This window comes from Salinarchaeum chitinilyticum, from assembly GCF_055390775.1.
Window position 1 is genome coordinate 800,179 of record NZ_AP043888.1, and the last position, 19,957, is coordinate 820,135.

Below are 19,957 nucleotides of genomic sequence, written 5' to 3' on the forward strand. Positions count from 1 at the left end.
GAAACGAAAAACGAACCACCCAGTGACAGCGACCGGGGGATCAGTCGGCTTCGTCGGGATCGACTTCGTCGGCGTCGCCGTCTGCCGCGCCAGCGTCCTCCTCGACAGGCTCGTCGTCGACGTCCTCGACGTCGGCGTCGACGTACTCCTCGTCTTCGGCGGCGCCCGCCTCGGGGCCGGGGTTCGGACCGCCTGCGGGGCCGGCACCTGCCGGACCTGCACCGGCGGGACCAGCGCCCGCGGCACCTGCACCGCCAGCCTCGGCTTGGGCGGCCTCCTGGTACATCTGCTTGCCGATCTCCTGGAGGACGTCGGAGAGCTCCTCGGTGGCGTCGCGGATCGCCTCGACGGAGGCGTCCTCGTCCTCGACGACTGCCTCGAGGTCGTCGACGGCGGCCTCGATGTCGTCGCGGAGCCCGTCGTCGATCTCCTCCTCGTTCTCCTCGAGGAGCGTCTCGGCGCGCTGGATCGAAGCCTCGGCGTCGTTACGGGCCTCGATGCGCTCGCGGCGCTTCTGGTCTTCCTCGGCGTGGGCCTCGGCCTCCTCCTTCATCTGCTCGATTTCGGCGTCGGCGAGACCGGTGCCGCCCTCGATCGTGATCTCCTCGGTGTTGCCCGAGCCCTTGTCCTCCGCGGAGACGTTGACGATGCCGTTCTCGTCGATCGCGAAGGTGACCTCGATCTGGGGCGTTCCAGCCGGCGCCGGCGGGATGCCGGTCAGCTGGAACTCGCCGAGCAGCTCGTTCTCCTCGGCAATCTCGCGCTCGCCCTGGAAGACGCGGATCTGGACGGAGGTCTGGTTGTCCGCAGCGGTGGTGAAGATCTTCGACTCCTCGGTGGGAATCGTCGTGTTCTTCTCGATGAGGCGCTCGAACAGGCCACCCTTGACCTCGACGCCCAGCGACAGCGGCGTAACGTCGAGCAGGACGATGTCGTCGACCTCGTCGCCGAGCACGCCGCCCTGGAGCGCGGCGCCCAGCGCGACGGCCTCGTCGGGGTTGACGTTCTTCTGTGCGTCCTGCCCGACGAGGTCCTCGACCTTCTCCTGGACCTGAGGCATGCGCGTGGAGCCACCGACGAGCAGCACCTCGTCGACGTCGCCCTTGTCGAAGCCGGCGTCGTCGAGGGCCTGCTCGGTCGGCTCGACGGTCCGCTCGATGAGGTCCGACGTGAGGGACTCGAACTTCGCCCGCGTGAGGGACTTCTCGAGGTGGATCGGACCGTCGTCGGTCGCCGTGATGAACGGGAGGTTGATCTCGGTCTCTTTCCGGGAGGAGAGCTCGATCTTGGCCTCCTCGGCAGCGTCCTTGAGCCGCTGGAGCGCCTGTCGGTCCTCAGTGAGGTCGATGCCGTGCTCGTTCTCGAACTCTTCGGTCAGCCAGTCGATGATGGCGTGGTCCCAGTCGTCGCCACCGAGGTCGTTGTCACCGTTCGTGGCGACGACCTCGTAGACGCCGCCGCCGAGCTCGAGGATGGAGACGTCGAACGTCCCGCCACCGAGGTCGTAGACGAGCACCGTCTGGTCGGCGTCCTCGTCGACGCCGTAGGCCATCGACGCGGCCGTCGGCTCGTTGATGATCCGCTCGACCTCGAAGCCGGCGATCTCGCCGGCGTCCTTGGTCGCCTGTCGCTGGCTGTCCGAGAAGTACGCCGGCACCGTGATGACGGCCTTCTCGATCTCGTCGCCGAGATACTCCTCGGCGTCGCGCTTGAGCTTCTGGAGGATCATCGCCGAGATCTGTTCGGGCGTGTACTCCTCGCCGTCGACGTCGACGGTGTAGCCCTCCTCACCCATGTGGCGCTTGATCGACTGGATCGTGCGCTCGGGGTTCTGGACCGCCTGGTTCTTCGCCGGCTTCCCGACGAGCTTCTCGCCGTCGTCGGAGAAGGCGACGACGGACGGTGTCGTTCGCTCGCCCTCGCTGTTGACGATGATCTCGGGATCGCCGCCCTCCATGACGGCGAATGCGCTGTTCGTGGTTCCGAGGTCGATCCCCAGAATTTTGTCACTGGTCATGCTGAACGTGCTTTGTACGTTGTCCCGCTTAAACCTTGCTACACCGAATCACGGCTCGGAATAAAATTCTGCCCCGGGGGCATCGTAGACTACCGCGACCGCGTGCGTGGGGTCACTTCTCGTCGGAATCGGCGTCCGAAGCCGCCGAGCCGTCGGTGTCCTCGGTAGCCGCTCCGTCGGCGTCAGCCGCTTCGGAATCCGACTCCGCGTCGTCCGCTGCAGCGTCGCCACCGTCCTCGGCACCGTCGGCTGTCTCCTCGTCGCCGGGGTCGGCGTCCGCCGTGCCCCCGCTCTCGGCGTCAGCCGCTTCTCCGTCCTCAGCAGATCCTCTGTCGTCGGCAGCTTCCGCCTCGTCGACCGGTTCCGCGCCGGACGTGGATTCGTCGTCCGCCGACGCACCGTCGGCGTCGTCGCCATCGTCGACTGGCTCCGCGGCGATGACGTCGTCGGTGGGCTCGACGGGTTCGGCTGCCTCGGCCGCGGGCGCAGGTTCCGCTGGCTCGGGATCGTCGGTCGTGGACTCCGTCGCCGTCGAGTCGTCCTCGGCGCCGTCCGCGTCCGTCTCCGACGATGCGGCGTCCGCAGCTGCGTCAGCCGACTCGTCGGCGTCTCCCTGCTCCGCCTGCGAACCGCTTTCCTCGGCTTCCTCGTCCGCATTGGTTTCTGCGGAATCGGCGTCGTCGGCGGGCCCTTCGCTGACGGTGATCTGGGCGGTTTTGAGCACCTTGTCGGCCATCTCGTAGCCGGAGGAGTAGACGTCCGCGATCGTGTCCTCTGGCTGGTCGCTTTCGACGCGCATCATCACCTCGTGGCGCTGGGGATCGACCTCCTCGCCGGGATCGGGTTTGATCTCGGAGACGTTCTCGGCGTCGAGCACGCGGTCGAACTCCTTGAGCGTCATCCGGACGCCCTGCTGGATCGACTCGACGTCGTCGTGGTCGTCCTCGGCCGCACGCGTGAGGTTGTCGCGAACGTCGAGCAGCCGCTCGACGAGGTCCTCCGTGGCACGGTCGCGGATGCGGTCCTTCTCGCGGTCCTGGCGCTTCTTGTAGTTCTGGAAGTCCGCCTTCGACTTCGCGAGCGCGCTCTCGAGCTGATCGATGCGCTCGTCTTTCGCCTCGAGCTCCTCGGCCTGCTCGTCGACCCGTTTTTTCAGTTCCAGGGCCTTCTCGACGACGAGCTGGACCTCGCCGGCCAGGGACTCGTCGTACTCGGCGATGCGATCCGTGAGATCGTGGCCGATCGGCGACTCGCCCTCCGCCGGCTGCTGTGGAGTGGCGCCGTTCGATTCGGTAGCCTCGGCCTCGTCGTCGGAGTCCGCCCCGTCAGCGGAGTTCGAAGCGTCGGCGGAGTCCGTACCGTCGGCGCCCGAATCGTCGTCGATCGCTTCCTCCGCAGCGACGTCGTCCGACCCATCGTCGGTTCGATCCTTGCCAGCACCGTCGTCGGGCGCTGGTTCGCCGGCGCCGTCTGTCCCGGCCGCGTCACCACCTGTCGCCGTCTCGTCCTCGGCGTCGGCGCCATCCGTCGCGCCCGCTTCGGCCCCGCTCTCGGGGCCCTCGTCGTCGGTCATGTCAGTGAGCAACCGGGCGGGGAGCATAAGGGTTCATGATCCGCGAAACGGCGACCGGATCCGCGGAGTGGTGCCGGCAGCCGTCCCACCCACAGCGACTTGTCCGAGGCCGTGGTAGTCAAGCGCGTGCGTGCGTATCTCGCTCACCGCGACCGACTGCTGACGATCGAAGGCACCGAGGGGCCAGCGCCCCACGCGCGGACCGCGCTGCTCGGCCACGACCTCGAGGCCGTCGCTGCCCACGATGGCGTGCCGGAGCGCGCGTTCGTCGGGACGTTCGACGCCGGCCTCCATCGCACGACGGACGGCGGTCGGACGTTCGATCCGGTCGGCGAGACCCTCGACCACGACGCCGTCACGGCAGTCGCGGTATCGCCACTCGATCCCGAGACGGTCTGGGTCGGCACGGAGCCTAGCCGGCTCTACCGCTCCGTGGACGGCGGCGATTCCTTCGAATCGGTCGAGGGCATCACCGACGTGCCCTCCGCCGAGGAATGGTCGTTCCCGCCGCGGCCCGACACCCACCACGTCCGGTGGATCGAACCCGATCCGGCCGATCCCGACCGGATCTACGTCGGGATCGAGGCGGGCGCGCTGCTCTACACGACCGACGGCGGCGCGACCTGGTCGGATCGGCCACCGGGATCGCGCCGGGACAATCACCAGCTCGCGACCCATCCCGACGCACCGGGGCGCGTCTACTCCGCCGCGGGCGACGGCTTCGCGGAGTCGGAGGACGGCGCAGAGCACTGGACTGTCCGCCACGACGGCCTCGACCATCGTTACGTCTGGAGCGTCGTTCCCGATCCTGGCGATCCGGATCGCGTACTCGTCAGCGCAGCGACCGGACCCGGATCCGCCCACAGCCTACCCGGCGAGTCCTACTGCTATCGCCGACGGAGCGGCCACGGCCAACGACGCGGCGAAACGGTCAGCTGGAAGCGTCTCGACGGGCCCGTCAGCGGCGAGGGCGTGCTCCGGGCCGTCCTCGCGACCGACGGCGAGCCGGGGCACGTCTACGCGGCGACGAACCGGGGCTGTTACCGCTCGACGGAGTTCGGCACCGCCTGGACGCGGATCGACGTCGAGTGGCCGGCCGCGGTCGAGGAGCAGACTGCGCGAGGGCTCGCCGTGGTTCCAGCAGATGCTTCGGAGTGAGCGATACCGCCGATGGCGCCCGGAGTGACCCGAGGCGTGGATCCCGGTCGAGAGCGCGAGGGCAAGGGGCCCGTAGCCGGCACCTACGCCGATCCAGCGTCGAAACACGTAAGCGCTGGCTCGCGTACCCTCCGACGTGTACGACTTCGTCGTCGTCGGCCTCGGCCCCGCCGGGTCGCGCTTCGCTCGCCGCGCTGCGGAGGCTGGCCACGACGTCCTCGCGTTCGAGCAGGGCAGCGTCGGCGAGCCGCTGGCGTGTTCGGGCCACGTGAGCACCGACCTCTGGTCGATCACGGGCGAGGGCGCACGCGACGACCTCCTCCAGAACGAGGTCTACGGCGCACGATTCCACGTGGACGGTCCCGGGGCCGCCGGGAACGGCGACGGGCCAACGGCGACCGAGAAAGGCGACGGCCCGTCGACGAACGGAGAACGGCCAGACGACGTGGCGCGGGACGCCGGCAGCGAGCTCGATGGTGCGTACCCGTTCTACAAGGACGAGCCAGTATCGAACGTCATCGATCGGGTCGGGCTCGATCGCCATCTCGCGGCGCTCGCGCGGGACGCTGGCGCGGACTGCCGGGAAGACCACACCGTTACCGCCGTCGAAGAGCGCGACGATCGGATCTCCGTCACCGTTCGCGGGCCGGGCGGGACCGAGGAGTTCGAGGCGAAGATGGTCGCGGGCTGTGACGGCCCGCGATCGCGAGTGCGAGACGCGCTCGAGTTGCCCGAGCCGGACGAGCTCCTCCACGGGGTGCTCGGATTCACCGACGAGCCCGATCACGCCGACTTCGTCGACGTCCACCTCACGCCGCCGCGCTTCTTCGCGTGGCGGATCCCCCGCGGCGAGGCCGGCGTCGAGTTCGGGCTGGCGGTGCCGCCGACGGAGCACGCCGGCGAGCACTTCGAGGCGTTCTGCGAAGCCTACGGCGTCGAGGTCTCGCGGCGCTGCTCCGGTGCGATTCCCGTGGGCCCGCCGGACAGCGTGACAGGAACCCGGGGCCTGCTGATCGGCGACGCGGCGGGCCAGACCAAACCGTTCACCGGCGGCGGCATCCGCTACGGGACGACCTGTGCCGACCACGCCGTCGAGCAGATCGACCCGGACGATCCCGCGACGCTCGCCGACTACGAATCGGCGTGGCGGGCGGATCTCGGGCGGGAGATCCGTCTCGGGCACGCGATCCGGCGAGCGTACTCGCTCCCGCGGACGGTCCAGCGCGCCGGTCTCCGGACGTTCTCGGGTGAGATCGGCGTCCACATGGACCGGCCGACGTCGCTGTTCTCGACGAAGCAGCTCAGGGCGCTGTTGCCCTGAGCCGGTCGACAGGGAGTCGAAACGAGGATCGCGTCGCGAGCAGTGGCCGGTTCGACGGCATTGTCGTTCCCTGTCCCGGATCGGTTCGGGGCATGATTTACGTGCCCAGAACCATAACGATCCTTCATGGAACAGACTGACGTCGTCCCCACCGTCGAGGAGGAGAACGAGCAGCTAATGCGGATGCTCGCCCTGCTCGTCGGCGGCTGGATACTGATGTTGTTTCTCGCCAGTCTGGCGCTCGTCCTGTGGGGGGACGTGCTGATGGACGCGTTCGCGTAAGCGTCTCCCGGCGCGAACCGACCCGTCGTGCTCCGGTGAGCCCAGTTCGGATACTGTGCCGTGGAACCACGTGACAGGGGCGGGTCGAACCGGCGTCGTTTTCCGTTCCGAATCGAACGGTGAGGTAATGTCCAGCAGCGCATCCGACGTTGACGAGGACTTCATGCGGCGCTCCGCGAAAATCGCGACGCTCTGGCTGGGGATCATCGTCGCGGCTGGCATCGGGCTGGTCGTCTTCAGCGACGCGTTCCTGTCGACGTTCGCCTGAGGATTCACCCGAGGACGTTCGACCAACGCGAGATCCACGGAGCACTAGCACCGCCGTTTTTCGCCATCTTTGCCGATCGCTGCCCGGCGCGAGCGCTGCTCACCCGGATCCCCTCTGGCACACGCCGATCACGGTTCCCTTTACTCTGGGCCGGCCCGCCTACTCGCCCATCGTGAGGGCGTCGATCGTCGTCACCTCGCCGAACAGCCAGTCGGCGTGGTCGAGTGCGTACTCGCGGTGGTCGTCCTCAATCGCCCCGATCGCGTCTTCGATCAGGACCGGCCGGTAGTCCCGGAGCCCCGCCGATCCCGCCGTGTGGAGCACGCAGACGTTCGCGAGCGTCCCACAGATCGCGAGGTCGTCGATTCCCCGCGCGGTAAGCCAGCCGTCGAGTTCCGTCTGGTGGAACGCGTCGTAGGTGTGTTTCTCGACCACGTGGTCGTCTTCTTGCACGTCGATGGCGTCGACGATTTCGGCCTCCCAGCTCCCCTCGAGGACGTGCTCGCCCCACTGGTCGAACTCGTCGTAGTAGTGCGCGTCGTCGAACTGCTCTGGAGGGTGGACGTCCCGGGTGAAGACGACCTGGACGCCGGCGTCGTGGGCGCGATCGACGAGGTCGGCGACGGGAGCGATCGCGTCCTCGCTCCCGGGGGCATAGAGGCTCCCGTCGGGGTGACAGAACCCGTTCTGTACGTCGACGACGACCAGCGCACCGGACGACGGTGAGAGGTTCATGTGCCGTGGTAGACGCTCGCTGCCGAAAAGTCCATCCACGGCGACGGCGAGAGGAGCACCACGGACCCCGTCGTCTGCCGGGGATCACACTTTTGAGGCGTCGGATCCACGTCGAAATCATGCGAATTTACCCCACAGTCGCGACAGTACTCGTGGGGATCGTCCTCGTGACGCTCGTGGCGTCCGGCGGCGCCGGTGCTGCGGAGCACGAACAGCCACTCGAGAGCTGCGCGGCGGAGTCGCCGTCGAACTTCTCCGCACCGACCGAGGGCGACGCGATCGGCTACGTCGGCGGCTACTGGTACGACGAGCCGATCGTGATCGAGGCGAACGGCTCCGGAGGCGGTGGCTCGGGCGGCGACGCCGGTGACGGCTCCCAATCCCGCGAGCTCGACGCGAGCGACGGGCTCGACGAGGCGGAGGCGGCGGCCGTCGTCGCCCGCACTGCCGCACGCGTCGAGACGTTGCGGTGTCTCTCCTTCGCGTCAGTCCCGACGATCGAGATCGCGAACCGGAGCGAGGTCCGCGCGGACCAGCAGGCGATGCTGGCGAACCGGTCGGCCGCGACCCGCCGGTTCGACGACGCACGCCTGGCTGCAACGCTCCTGCTCGGCACCAAGACCAACGCGACGCAAGCGAGGGCAGCGACGACCGCTGGCGCGACGCGGGGGTTCTACGACGCCGAGACCGACGAGATCGTCCTCGTCGGCGACGAGAACGGCACGTACGTCGACGAGCCGACGCTCGCCCACGAGCTCGTCCACGCACTCCAGGACCAGCAGTTCGATCTGAGCCGGTTCGACGCGGCGCTCACGGACGTCGCACTCGCCGAGAGCGGGCTGATCGAGGGCGACGCGTCGCTGGTCGAACACCGCTACGAGCGGCGCTGTTCGAACCCGGGCTGGGCCACAAGCTGTCTCGATTACGACGTGGAGAGCACGGAGAACGGTGAGTTCCTCGCACTGGAGCTGTTCTTCTTCCAGCCGTACAACAACGGTGGCCGGTACGTCGAGACGCTGTACGACGCGGGCGGCTGGGCGGCCGTCGACGCGCGCTACGACGACCCGCCGGTCTCGAGCAAGCAGATCATGGTTCCGTCGACGCCGGAGAGCTTCGAGCCGGCCACCGTCACGTTCGCAACCGAGGTCGACGCGAACTGGACCCTCGTCGAGCCGGACGGGCGGCCCGCTCACGACGTCATGGGCCCGGGGACGATCGGTGCGGCGATGATCGCACCGACGTTCGACTCGACCGACGGCGGCGAGATCTACAGCGCGAACCACGTCACCAACAACGTCGGCGAGAACGAGCTCGATCCGCTCAGGCCGTACGTCTACAGCGTCGACGCCGCGACCGGCTGGCAGGGCGGTCGGCTGGAAGTGTACACCGACAGCGACGACACCGCCGTCCGATGGCGCACCACGTGGAAGAGCGAGCAGTCCGCGGCGACCTTCTACCAGCGCTACGTCCAGCTGCTCGAGGTGCGCGGGGGCGATCGGTCCAACGAGTTCGCCGGGACGTACAGCTTCCCGCCGGAGAGCACCTACGACGGGCGGGTCTCGATCCGTCGGAGCGGCAGCTCGGTCACCGTCGTCCACGCGCCGACGCTGGAGGCCGTCCGCTCCCTCGACGCGAACGCCGCCCAGCAGCCTCCCGAGCTGCCGGCCTCGAACGGGGACGACGGGACGGCCGATCGGGTCACCGACGAGCTCTCGGGACTCGGTGCACTCGCAGTGATCGGGTCGATCCTCGTGCTCGGGCTCGTCGCGTTCGAGGTCGCCCGCCGCCGGTAACGCCGACGCGGGGCCCGCGACCGACAGCGGCGGGCTTTTTCGCAGGGCGCACCAACCGTCGCACATGACAGGGCTGGATCTCCTCGACGAATCGACGATCCTGGACGGTCGTGCGACCGACGCCTACTTCCTGCGGACCGAGGAGACGCTGGAGGCCGCCGACCGCGACCCGACGATCGTCGCCGAGGTCACCGCCGACCAGTTCCCGACGGGGACCTTCGAGGTGTTCGCCGGCTGCGCCGACGCCGCAGCATTGCTCGAGGGGCTTCCCGTCGACGTCGACGCACTCCGGACCGGGCAGTGTTTCGACGGTGGCCCGGTCCTGCGGATCGAGGGGCAGTATCGAGCGTTCGCGCGCTACGAGACGGCGCTCCTCGGGCTGCTCTCCCAGGCCAGTGCGTTCGCCACGCGGGCGCTGGCGGCGAGACTGGCCGCGCCCGACTCGCTGGTGCTCTCCTTCGGCTCGCGCCACCTCCACCCCGCGATCGCGCCGATGCTCGAGCGAGCGGCGCTGGTCGGCGGGCTCGACGGCATCTCGAACGTCGCCGCCGGCGAGCTGATCGGCGAGGAAGCCGGCGGGACGATGCCCCACGCGCTCCTGCTGTGTTTCGGCGAGGGCAACCAGGCGGAGGGCTGGCGAGCGTTCGACGACGGCGTCGGAGCCTCGGTGCCCCGTGTCGCGCTCGTGGACACGTTCTACGACGAGACCGTCGAAGCGCGCGAGGCTGCGGCGACGCTGGGCGACGCGCTCGACTCCGTGCGAATCGACACGACCGGCTCTCGGCGCGGGGATTTCCGGCACATCCTCCGGGAGGTTCGCTGGGAACTCGACGCCGCGGGACACGAGGACGTGGGGATCTTCGCCAGCGGCGGCATCGACCGCGACGCGATCCTGAAGCTCCGGGACGTCGTCGACGGGTTCGGGATCGGGAGCTACGTGACGAACGCGGATCCGACGGACTTCGCGCTTGACGTCGTCGAGGTCGACGGCGAGCCGATCTCGAAGCGCGGAAAGCTGCCCGGTCGGAAGACGGTCTACCGGACCGACGACGGTGGGCACCTCGTCGCGCTCGCCGACGCACCGGCGGCTGCCGAAGCGGGCGACGAGGATGAGGACGGTACCGGATCGTCGGTTCCCGACGACGCGGAGCCGCTCCTCGAACCGCTCGTCCGCGACGGCGAGGTCGTCCGGGAGTTCGATCTCGACGCAGCGGCCGAGCGAGCGCAGGCAGACGCCGAACGCGTTGGTTTCGGCGAGGATCGAGAGTAACGGAGGGACTGGTGACGTCGGGCCAGCGTCGGGAGTTCGTCATCGCCCCCCACGCCCTCCCCCGTTCCGCAACCCTTATACGGCACTCCGAAGAAATACGAAACGCGAGGGCGTCGGTAGTGTAGTGGTATCACGTGACCCTGCCACGGTCGCAACCCGAGTTCAAATCTCGGCCGACGCACTTTCTCGGCGGTCGTTTCATCGAAACTGTTAGTGGTCGGTCCGGTCGTCGGTCGTGGCCTTCGCTGCACCAGCCGACCCGCACCGACCCGCGGCTCGGCAACGAGGCCGTTCCGGTTACGCGTGGCCTCGTCCCCGCCCATTTGGCGTAGCAGCCCCCATTTGGCATAGCAGATCCCGTTTGACGTAGCAGAGGGTGAGGCTACGAATCGTCGAGCCGGTGGAGGGCAACGTCCTCGAAGATCGCGGTGCAGGAGTCACGGTGGACCGCGCTACAGACCGCCAGCCCCGCGTGGACCGGTTCCGTACACGATATTCGCCGCTGGTCGATGGGATGCCACGTCTCGCCGTCCGCGGAGACGGCGACGGTGAGCCGGTCGCCCTCGCGGTCGATGCGGATCCAGTCGTAGACGCGGTCGGCGTTCCGGAGGTGCTGGCTCGTCGTCGGAGCGCCAGTCGAGTCACACCACAGCACCTCGATGAGATCGCGGGTGAGTCCAACGTAGCCGTGGCAGCTGTCCTCCTCGAGATTATCCCGTACCATCACGCCGGCTTTGCTGAACTCGTAGACGTCGTGTACCCCAGCGACGCGGGCCTGGAGCCGCAGGTCGCCGGAAACCGTGGCGTAGACGAAGTGGAAGTCGTTCTCCCCGCCCCAGATGTCTTCGCCGGCGCCGGAGACCGTCCAGGCGTCCCGGTCCGGATCGTACTCGGCGTGGCCGGGTTCGCCCGGGTTCCCGACGTCGGTAGCGTCCGTAAGATCGAGTGCGGCGCCGAGCGCTGGGGAACGGTTCGTCACCGGAACCAGCAGACAGTTGCTGATCTCGAAGCGTGCGCCGCCCTCGCGGCCGGTCGTTACGGCGACCTCCCACTCGTGCGCGGCGGCGACTTCCGAGACGATCGCCAGCCCCGTTCCCGTACCGCCGTTGGCCGTCGAGTACCCCTGTTCGAAGATCCGTTCGCGATCGTCTTCGGGGACGCCCGGACCGTCGTCTTCGACGTAGAACCCGCTCTCGGTGCGGCCGACGCGAACCGTGACGTCCGCACCACCGTGGTCGATCGCGTTCGTGAGGAGGTTCTCGACCATCGATCGGAACTCCGCTTCACTCGCGTAGACGACCGCGTCGTCCGGCAGTTCGACCTCGAGCGTCGCGCGGTCCGTAGCGAGCACGGTCCAGACGTTGCGCACCATCGCAGCGATCGAGTGTTTCGTGGCCTGAAGCGTCGCGTCCGAGTCCGCGCGGAGGAGCTGCTGTTCGCCCCGTGCGAGGATCTCGACGTCGTCGACGAGCTCCTCCATGCGGCCGATGGCGTCGTCGACGGCGTCGAGGGCCTCCTCGTCGCCCTCGCGCGCGAGGTCAAGATAGCCCGTCGCGATGCTCAGCGGGTTCTTGAGGTCGTGGGAGACGTAGCTCGCGAACCGATCGAGTCGGTCGTTCTTCGACTGGAGCTCCTGACGGTGGTGCATCCGTTCGGAGACGTCGCGAACGTGACCGACGAGCCCGGTGATCTCGCCGCTGTCGTCTTGCAGCGGCACTTTCGTGGTCTCCAGCCAGAACAGCGGACCTTCACCGTAGCCCGTGATCTCGCCGACGATCGGCTCGCCGGTCGACAGCACCTGCCCGTCCTCCTCGTAGTACCGTTCGTTGAGATCGAACTGGTCGTCGTGGAGCACGCGATCGGTCTTCCCGACGGCCTCCGACGCCGCGGGCCACTCGCGATTGCTCAGCAGCCGCCGGTAGCGCCCCTCCGCGTCCTTGATCTGGAAGACGTCCTCTATCTGATCGAACAGCGTCTCCAGCGCGGCGACCTCACGTGCGTCGGCGATGCGCTCGAGATAGGCAGATCCCTCCGCGTCGACCGTTTCGGCGAGTCGGTCGAGGGCGCCCGGTGGAACGATCGCGCTCGCGCCAGCCGTCGTCGCGAGGGCGACCTCCTCGTCGACGTGCTCGGGGACGAGCACCACCGGCGGCGACCGCTCGCCGCGATCGAGCCGCTCCGCGAGGTCGATTCCGGATCCGTCGGAGACCGGATCGACGGCCACGACGCAGGCGACCGCCTCGAGCGAGACGCTCCCGTCGGTGACGGACTCGATCGAGTCCGTCGTCTCGATGCGGTAGTCCCCCAGGGCATCGTCGAGCCGCGAAACGACCGACCGGGTGTCCACCCCGCAAACGAGGACTGTCGGCAGCCCGTCGACGTACGATCGGCGTGTCACTGGACCCCGTATTCGGTTGTCAGATATAAGCGCTGAGGCCGATCGGACCGGTCAAGCGACGAGCCCCCAGCTGCGGAAGGCTTTCGGCGATTCGGTACGGGAGCGCAACTATGGCTTCCGTTCCCGAGCGATCCGAGCTCGACGACGCCGACACCTGGAACCTCGAGTCGATCTACGCCACGGACGAGGATTGGGAGACCGCCTTCGAGGCAGCCCAGGATGCCGTCGCCACGCTCGACGAACACGACGAGTCCGACGTGACCGACGCGACCGCGCTGCTCGAACTCCTCGAGCTGCGCGACGAGACGATGCGCACCGTTTCGCAGGTCGTCACGTACGCGCGACTGCGCAGCGACGAGGACACGCGCGACCAGGAGTACCAGGCGATGAAGGGACGTGCCCAGACCCTCTCCGCCGAGGCCAGGAGCGCCGCCAGCTTCCTCGAACCGGCGATCCAGCAGTGGGACCGCGACGAGCTCCAGGACCTGCTCGAGGCCGAGCCCGGCCTCGACGCCTACGAGTTTCACCTCGAAGACGTCCTGCGGATGAAACCCCACACGCGGTCCCCGGAGGTCGAGGAGCTGCTCGCGGACCTCTCGGAGGTCACCGGATCGCCCGGCGACATCTACCAGCTACTCGCGAACGCCGACATGAGCTTCCCGACCGTCGAGGACGCCGACGGCGAGCCCGTCGAGATCTCGCAGGCGAACCTCACGAATCTCCTCAAGCGCCCGGGCCGCGAGTTCCGCCAGTCCGTCCACCAGGAGTTCTACGACGAGTGGGAGACGGTTCGGAACACCGTTGGAGCCAGCTACGAGAGCAGCGTGACGGCAGACGTCAGGCTCGCGGAGGCGCGGAACTACGACACCGCGCGGGAAGCCGCCCTCGACGGGTCGAACGTCCCCGTCTCCGTCTACGACGCACTCGTCGACGCCGTCGAGGACAATCTCGACGTGCTCCACCGCCACGCCGAGTTGAAACGCGAGGCGCTCGGCGTCGACGAGCTCCAGATGTGGGACCTCTACGCACCGATGACCGGCGAGGAGGAGCCGGAGATCTCCTGGGACGAAGCGACCGAACACGTCCTGGCGGCCGTCGAACCCCTCGGCACCGACTATCGCGATCGGGTCGAGGCCGGTCTCGACGGCGGTTGGGTCGACGTCTACGAGAACGAGGGGAAGCGCTCGGGCGCCTACTCCGCCGGAACGTACGACACCCAACCGTTCGTGCTGATGAACTACCAGGACGACGTCTCCTCGATGTTCACACTGGCCCACGAGCTGGGCCACTCGATGCACTCCGAACTGACCAACGACGCCCAGCCCTACGTCTACAGCGACTACGACATCTTCGTCGCCGAGGTCGCCTCCACGGTCAACGAGACGCTGCTCACGCGACACCTGCTCGACACCGTCGAGGACGAGGCGTTTCGCCAGCGCGTCCTGGAAGAGTATCTCGAACGGTTCCGATCGACGCTGTTCCGCCAGACGATGTTCGCACACTTCGAGCAGGAGACCCACCGCCTCGTAGAGGACGGCGAGTCGCTCACCCCCGATCGCCTCGACGAGATCTACCGCGGCCTCAAGGCCGACTACTACGAGCCCGCCGTCGTCGACGACCGGATCGCCCGCGAGTGGATGCGCATCCCGCACTTCTACTGGGCGTTCTACGTCTACCAGTACGCGACGGGGATCTCCGCGGCGGTCTCGATCGCGCGGGACGTCGTCGCCGATTTCGACGACGCGACCGGGACGCCCGGCGACGCCACCGATCGCTACCTGGAGTTCCTCTCGCGGGGCGGTCGAGGCTACCCGCCGGAGCTGCTCGCCGAGGTCGGCGTCGACGTGGAGTCGGGCGAGGCCGTCGAGGCAGCGATCGCGGAGTACGACGAGCGCCTCGACGACGTCGAGAAGATCCTCTGAACGAGACCAGTCGTCGCTCCAGTTCGTCGGACTGACCGCTGGCGTCGGCAGTCCTATCCGCCGACGAAAATCGCTGGACGTCAGCCAGCCGTTCGCCACGCGTCCGACGAGCACTCACCTGCGAACATCACCGGACCCAAAAGGCACTTCTACGCCGCCCCGCTATCGGAGACAACTGATGTCGCACAGTCCCTCGCTCCCGGACCGGCCTCGGCTGGAACTCGATCCGGAGATGGACGACGACGAGCGGTTGAGCGCCCTCCGTGATCACTACGTCGAGATTCTCGAGGTACATCGCCAGCTTCGCGAACAGCTCGAGAGCGCGGACGAGCGCCGACGCGAGCTCCGGGAGGAGGCAGACCGCCTCGAACGCGAGAACGAGACCCTCAAGACCACCTCGCTGTACGTCGCCACCGTCGAGGAGGTCGACGACGGCGAGGCGATCGTCAAGCAACACGGCAACAACCAGGAGGTCCTCACGGAGGTCTCCGAGCGCATGGGCGAGCGCATCGAGGCAGGCGACCGCGTCGCCGTCAACGATTCCTTCACCGTCAAGACTGTCCTCAACCAGGAAACCGACGCCCGCGCGCAGGCCATGGAAGTCGACGCCTCGCCGAGCGTCTCCTACGCCGACATCGGCGGCATCGACGAACAGGTGCTGGAAGTTCGAGAGGCCGTCGAGCAGCCCCTCGAATCCCCCGAGCAGTTCGACGAGGTCGGGATCGAGCCCCCGAGCGGCGTTCTGCTCCACGGCCCGCCGGGCACCGGCAAGACGATGCTCGCGAAGGCCGTCGCCAACGAGACCGACGCGACCTTCATCAAGATGGCCGGCTCCGAGCTCGTCCGGAAGTTCATCGGCGAGGGCTCCCGCCTGGTGCGGGACCTCTTCGAACTCGCCTCCGAGCGCGAGCCCGCCGTCATCTTCATCGACGAGATCGACGCCATCGCCGCCAAGCGCACCGAGTCCAAGACCTCCGGCGACGCCGAGGTCCAGCGCACCATGATGCAGCTCCTCTCTGAGATGGACGGGTTCGAGGAGCGTGGCGAGATCCGGATCATGGCCGCCACCAACCGCTTCGACATGCTCGACCGCGCGATCCTCCGGCCCGGCCGGTTCGATCGCCTCATCGAGGTTCCCGAGCCCGAGGCCGAGGGTCGCGAGCGCATCCTCCAGATCCACACCCGCGACATGAACGTCGCCGACGACGTGGACTTCGCGGCGCTCGCCCGCGAGACCGGAGGATTCTCTGGTGCGGACATCAACTCCCTCACCACCGAAGCCGGGATGTTCGCGATCCGTGACGACCGCACCGAAGTCCAGGAGCAGGACTTCCGGGCCGCACTCCAGAAGCTCGAGGACTCGACGACCACCGACGCGATCACGTCCGACGGCTACGCGGACTACGCGTACTAAGGCCCACCTTTTTTCTCGTCGGGTTTCCTCGCGCCGCGGAGCGGCGCTGCGGGAACCCTCCTCGAAAAAATCTGGACCAAAAAAGGCGCAGGCTCGGAGCTTCGCTCCTCGCCTGCGTGAACCGCTCGCGTCGCTGCGCTCGCTCGCGGATGCTTGTCTCGAACTGGGCCCTACCGCCGCGCGAAGACCAGATAGCCAGTGTGCCCGACGCCGCGGGTCGACGGACGCGTGCCCCGCTCGTCGACGTCGAGGTCGCGCTGGATCGTCTCCCGGGCGCGAATCTCTCGCAAGTCGGCCGCTCTTGCGGCCTGTACGACCTCGCGCGTCGCCTCCACGAACGGCGAGTAGACCGCGAGTGCGCCGCCGTCGACGAGCAGGTCCGGCGCCCGCTCGACGACGGCCGGCGCGTCCTCGGTGTCGAGCGTAAGCACGTCGAAGGGATCGGCCTCGGCGTCGTCGATGTCAGCGACGGAAGCGTCCGCGATCAGTTCGTCAATCTCCTCGGTCAGGTCGCCGGTCCGAACCTCGACCCGATCGGCGAGGTCGGCCCGCTCGAAGTTCTCGCGAGCATTCTCTGCGAACTCCTCGTCGCGTTCGTAGGTCAACACGTCCGCGCCTGCGTTAGCGAGATAGGCGGCAAGTACGCCGGTTCCGGTGCCGGCGTCGAGGACGCGATCGCCAGCGCCTGCGCCGGTCTCGCCGAGCACGAGCCCCGCGTCGCGGGGCATCATCGGCGCGCCGGTCCGCTCGAAGTGATCGAAGAAGTCGGGAAGGCGCGGCCGGCGAACCGTGAACGGCTCGCCGATGTGCGTCTCGATAGTCTCGCCGCTCGTGGGATCCTCAGGCACCTCCAGCACGCCGAGATCGGTCTCCAGCGTCTCTCCCGGTGCGAGGAGGTACTCTCGGCCGTCACGCACCAGGAGTACGTGCACCGTTACTCCAGGGCGGCGACGGCAGCGGCGAGATCACCGTCGTTCTCCTCGAGTGCCTCGCGGGCCTGGGCCTCGCTGGCGCCGGTGCGGGTCTGGACCATCTCGACGTCCGCGTCGGGAATACCACCGTCGTCTCCCTCAGCGTCGGCGTCGTCACCGGACTCGATTGCGCCGGCAGCGTCGCCACCGGCACCGCGCTCGCGCTCCTCGGGATCGCCGACGACGGTATAGGTCGCCTGGCCCCGCGCGTCCATCTTGGTGACGTCGGGCGCGTCGAAGACGTACTCGGCGTCGGCCGTCTTGATGACGACCTCCTCGGCCTCGAGCTCGTCCATGTCGATGCCCATCTGCTGCATCATCTGTTCCATCTTGCGCGGGTCGAACCCACCGCCTCCTCCGAACATGCGCGAGACGTCGCTCGCCGCGGGCAAATACCTGACGCACCGCGGTTTCGAGGACCTATACCACGAGAACGAAGGAGGTCGAGCGATCGTCACAGCCGCGGCTGTGGTGCGGTTGCAACGAGCGGTTCTCCGAGCCGAGCAGAGCGAGGCTCGGCCTTTATTTGGTGGAGATTTTTTGGAGGAGAGTTCCCTTCTCGAAAAAAAAAGGTCCCTAGTGATCGTCCTCCCGCCACTTGTGCTCGCACTCCGTGCACGTCAGGAAGCGGGTCTCGGACTCGTCGGCGGCGCGGATCTGCTTCATCTCCCAGAACGCCCGGTCGTTCTCGCACTCGGGGCAGTTCGCTCGCGTGGTGGGCCCCATGTCTTCGGCCTCGACGTCCGAGGTGTCGACGACCTCCGATTCCTCCTGGCCCTGCGTCGTGACCATCGACGCCTCAGCGTCGGCGTCGCGGGCCTCCTCGTAGCCACAGCTGCCACAGACCCAGGTGCCGTCCTCCGTTTTCATCATCGAACCGCACTCGTCGCAGAATTGCATCGGTTGACACAACTGGGCCGTTCTCGCAGTTAAGCGGTCCGCTTTGGGTTGCGCCTACGGGAGCGTCGCGTCCGGAATGTGGTCTTCGAGTTCCTCCGCGAGCGCTTCGGGCGTCTTGTAGGAGTCGTGACCCGTTTCCGAGATCAGCGCACCGAGATTCGCCTCTCCGTCGTCGAACACGACGGTGACGTCCTTGAGCTCCGCCGCCGCGTCCGGCCGGAGCGTTGGGTAGGACAGCTCCTCGAGGACGCTCTGGAGAGTTTCGGCCGTGATCTCCCGTTCCATGTCAATTGGTTACACGCTCCCAGTACTTGATCGTATCGTTGCCACGTCGAAGGACAGGAAGCCGCGTGAACCCAGCGGAACGGCGCTCGATCGCCCGGGATGCTCCGGCGGCGACTGCCGGGCCACCAACGCTTATTCACAGTTCGGCCCTGGGTCGGGTATGCCGACGGCTGTTCCACAGAGTGAGTTCGCCGACCGCCTCGACGACGTTCGGGATCGCATCGGCGACGCCGATGCCGACGCCGGCGTCTGGTTCTCCGCGACGAGCATCGAGTATCTCTCCGGCTTCGCGCACATCCAGACGGAGCGCCCGGTCGTGCTCGCGGTGACCCAGGACCGGATCGAGATCACCGTCCCCCGGCTGGAAGTCGAGCGGGTCGAGTCGAACCCGCAAATCGACGCAGTCCACCACTACCGCGACTATCCCGGCGGCGATCCGATCGGCGTCGCAGTCGAGATGCTCGCGGGGCTCGACGCTGGATCGATCGCCGCCGACGCCGAAGGAGCACCGGGCGTCATGGGGTTCGAGGGGGCGACGCTCGCGGAGGGCTGGACGGCCGCAGCAGGAACCGCTGACGAGCTGTCCGTGTCGACCCAGTCGTGGGTGGACCGCATGCGATGGCGCAAGTCCCAGACCGAGGTCGACCTCGTGCGCGAGTCCGCGCGCTGGGCGAACCTCGCGCACCGCTATCTCGCCGACTACACGGAGGTGGGTACACACCCCGCGACGGTCAGCCAGCGCGCGTCGATGGACGGTTCGCGTGCGATGCTCGACGCACTGGGATCGGAGTACGTCCCGCGAACGCGAGGCACCGGCCCGGTGCACGCGGGCTACATCACCGGCGAGCAGACGGCGCTTCCCCACGGACACACCGCGAACCGCCGGCTCGAACCCGGCGACGTGATGGTCACTGGGGCGTCCGCGAACGTCGACGGCTACCACTCGGAGCTCGAGCGCACGATGTTCCTCGGCGAGCCCGACGACGAGCAACGACAGTACTTCGAGCTCGCGACGGAGGCCCAGCGGCTCGCGATCGACGCGCTCGGGCCCGGCGCCGAGATCGCGTACGTCGACGAGGTCGTCGAGGACTACTTCGAGGAACAGGGCGTCAGCGACCTCGCCAGACACCACGTCGGCCACAACATCGGCCTCGGTGGGCACGAACCGCCGTATATCGATCGTGGCTGGACCGCTCACTGCGAGCACGAGGCGACGGCGTCCGACGCCGCCGACGCGACCATGGAACCGGGGATGATCTGGACGATCGAGCCGGGGCTGTACACCGACTCGGAGGGGTATCGACACTCCGACACGGTGGCGATCACCGAGGACGGCATCGACCGGCTAACGACCTTCCCGCGGTCGATCGAGGAGAACACGATCCGCGTGGAGTAACGACGAGCGACGGAGTCGCTCGGCGGGCTCGGTCGGGACTGCTGCAACTGACGACGTCGTCGGTGCCTTCGCTTGGAAGGTTCGGCAAGAACAGGCGCGACAGACGCATCGGCTGTGCCGCCGCTCGTCGGTCAGGTTGGAAAGTGGAGCTAGTGGGGAGTGCCACGGTGAGTGGCCAGCGTGTGACTGCGCTCGATCGTATGGCAGTGGAGACATTAACGGTTGGCCGAGCGGAGTGAAAGTGAAATTCGATG

At 67.9% G+C, this 19,957-nt stretch carries 17 protein-coding genes and 1 tRNA gene; 10 read left to right on the plus strand and 8 right to left on the minus strand.

All coding sequences use genetic code 11. The features are described from left to right. Positions 1-40: 40 nt before the first annotated feature. Both dnaK and grpE read right to left on the minus strand, forming a co-directional pair. On the minus strand, positions 41-2,017 hold the full coding sequence (gene dnaK / locus ACZ5KP_RS03925; RefSeq protein ID WP_460920104.1) for a molecular chaperone DnaK: 1,977 nt from the start codon (positions 2,015-2,017) through the stop codon (positions 41-43). Positions 2,018-2,129: 112 nt separating this feature from the next. Beyond that, complete coding sequence (grpE, locus tag ACZ5KP_RS03930) at positions 2,130-3,590, minus strand: nucleotide exchange factor GrpE (protein WP_460920106.1); 1,461 nt, start codon at positions 3,588-3,590, stop codon at positions 2,130-2,132. A gap of 111 nt (positions 3,591-3,701) precedes the next feature. On the opposite strand from grpE, the gene ACZ5KP_RS03935 reads away from it, so the two are divergent. The 4 genes from ACZ5KP_RS03935 (at position 3,702) to ACZ5KP_RS03950 (ending at position 6,619) form a co-directional block, all read left to right on the plus strand. Beyond that, positions 3,702-4,748 (plus strand): WD40/YVTN/BNR-like repeat-containing protein, encoded by a 1,047-nt coding sequence (locus ACZ5KP_RS03935; protein WP_460920108.1) that lies wholly within the window; start codon positions 3,702-3,704, stop codon positions 4,746-4,748. A gap of 136 nt (positions 4,749-4,884) precedes the next feature. Continuing rightward, positions 4,885-6,069, plus strand: a complete 1,185-nt coding sequence (locus ACZ5KP_RS03940) for an FAD-dependent monooxygenase (RefSeq protein WP_460920110.1) — start codon at positions 4,885-4,887, stop codon at positions 6,067-6,069. A 126-nt stretch (positions 6,070-6,195) separates the two neighbouring features. Further along, entirely contained in the window at positions 6,196-6,351 is a 156-nt protein-coding gene (locus tag ACZ5KP_RS03945; RefSeq protein ID WP_460920112.1) for a hypothetical protein, read from the plus strand. 127 nt (positions 6,352-6,478) lie between these two features. Continuing rightward, complete coding sequence (locus ACZ5KP_RS03950) at positions 6,479-6,619, plus strand: hypothetical protein (protein ID WP_460920114.1); 141 nt, start codon at positions 6,479-6,481, stop codon at positions 6,617-6,619. Positions 6,620-6,778: 159 nt separating this feature from the next. Here the strand turns inward: ACZ5KP_RS03950 and ACZ5KP_RS03955 are convergent, their stop codons facing one another. Continuing rightward, positions 6,779-7,354, minus strand: coding sequence for a cysteine hydrolase family protein (locus ACZ5KP_RS03955; RefSeq protein ID WP_460920116.1), 576 nt, complete (start codon positions 7,352-7,354; stop codon positions 6,779-6,781). Between the two features lie 119 nt (positions 7,355-7,473). On the opposite strand from ACZ5KP_RS03955, the gene ACZ5KP_RS03960 reads away from it, so the two are divergent. The 3 genes from ACZ5KP_RS03960 (at position 7,474) to ACZ5KP_RS03970 (ending at position 10,598) form a co-directional block, all read left to right on the plus strand. Next, positions 7,474-9,147: an Hvo_1808 family surface protein gene (locus ACZ5KP_RS03960; RefSeq protein WP_460920118.1), complete on the plus strand. Its 1,674-nt coding sequence runs from the start codon at positions 7,474-7,476 to the stop codon at positions 9,145-9,147. 64 nt (positions 9,148-9,211) lie between these two features. After that, positions 9,212-10,417, plus strand: coding sequence for a nicotinate phosphoribosyltransferase (locus ACZ5KP_RS03965; protein WP_460920120.1), 1,206 nt, complete (start codon positions 9,212-9,214; stop codon positions 10,415-10,417). 110 nt (positions 10,418-10,527) lie between these two features. Beyond that, positions 10,528-10,598, plus strand: a tRNA-Gly gene (locus ACZ5KP_RS03970). Positions 10,599-10,799: 201 nt separating this feature from the next. Here ACZ5KP_RS03970 and ACZ5KP_RS03975 read toward each other — a convergent pair. Then, complete coding sequence (locus ACZ5KP_RS03975; RefSeq protein ID WP_460920122.1) at positions 10,800-12,815, minus strand: ATP-binding protein; 2,016 nt, start codon at positions 12,813-12,815, stop codon at positions 10,800-10,802. Positions 12,816-12,925: 110 nt separating this feature from the next. Between ACZ5KP_RS03975 and pepF the strand changes: the two genes are divergently transcribed. After that, positions 12,926-14,737 carry an oligoendopeptidase F gene (gene pepF, locus ACZ5KP_RS03980; RefSeq protein WP_460920124.1) on the plus strand — a complete coding sequence of 604 codons (1,812 nt, stop codon included), beginning with the start codon at positions 12,926-12,928 and terminating at the stop codon, positions 14,735-14,737. Positions 14,738-14,915: 178 nt separating this feature from the next. Next, positions 14,916-16,151 (plus strand): proteasome-activating nucleotidase Pan2, encoded by a 1,236-nt coding sequence (gene pan2 / locus ACZ5KP_RS03985; protein ID WP_460920126.1) that lies wholly within the window; start codon positions 14,916-14,918, stop codon positions 16,149-16,151. A 170-nt stretch (positions 16,152-16,321) separates the two neighbouring features. Here the strand turns inward: pan2 and ACZ5KP_RS03990 are convergent, their stop codons facing one another. The 4 genes from ACZ5KP_RS03990 to ACZ5KP_RS04005 form a co-directional block, all read right to left on the minus strand. Beyond that, complete coding sequence (locus ACZ5KP_RS03990; RefSeq protein WP_460920128.1) at positions 16,322-17,083, minus strand: tRNA (adenine-N1)-methyltransferase; 762 nt, start codon at positions 17,081-17,083, stop codon at positions 16,322-16,324. A gap of 2 nt (positions 17,084-17,085) precedes the next feature. Then, complete coding sequence (locus ACZ5KP_RS03995; RefSeq protein ID WP_460920129.1) at positions 17,086-17,487, minus strand: nascent polypeptide-associated complex protein; 402 nt, start codon at positions 17,485-17,487, stop codon at positions 17,086-17,088. A gap of 211 nt (positions 17,488-17,698) precedes the next feature. Next, positions 17,699-18,022 (minus strand): transcription factor S, encoded by a 324-nt coding sequence (locus ACZ5KP_RS04000; protein ID WP_460920131.1) that lies wholly within the window; start codon positions 18,020-18,022, stop codon positions 17,699-17,701. 54 nt (positions 18,023-18,076) lie between these two features. Beyond that, positions 18,077-18,307 (minus strand): DUF5789 family protein, encoded by a 231-nt coding sequence (locus tag ACZ5KP_RS04005; protein ID WP_460920133.1) that lies wholly within the window; start codon positions 18,305-18,307, stop codon positions 18,077-18,079. Positions 18,308-18,467: 160 nt separating this feature from the next. Between ACZ5KP_RS04005 and ACZ5KP_RS04010 the strand changes: the two genes are divergently transcribed. Beyond that, a complete protein-coding gene (locus tag ACZ5KP_RS04010; protein WP_460920135.1) occupies positions 18,468-19,703 on the plus strand; it encodes a M24 family metallopeptidase in 1,236 nt (411 codons plus the stop codon). Positions 19,704-19,957 lie beyond the last annotated feature (254 nt).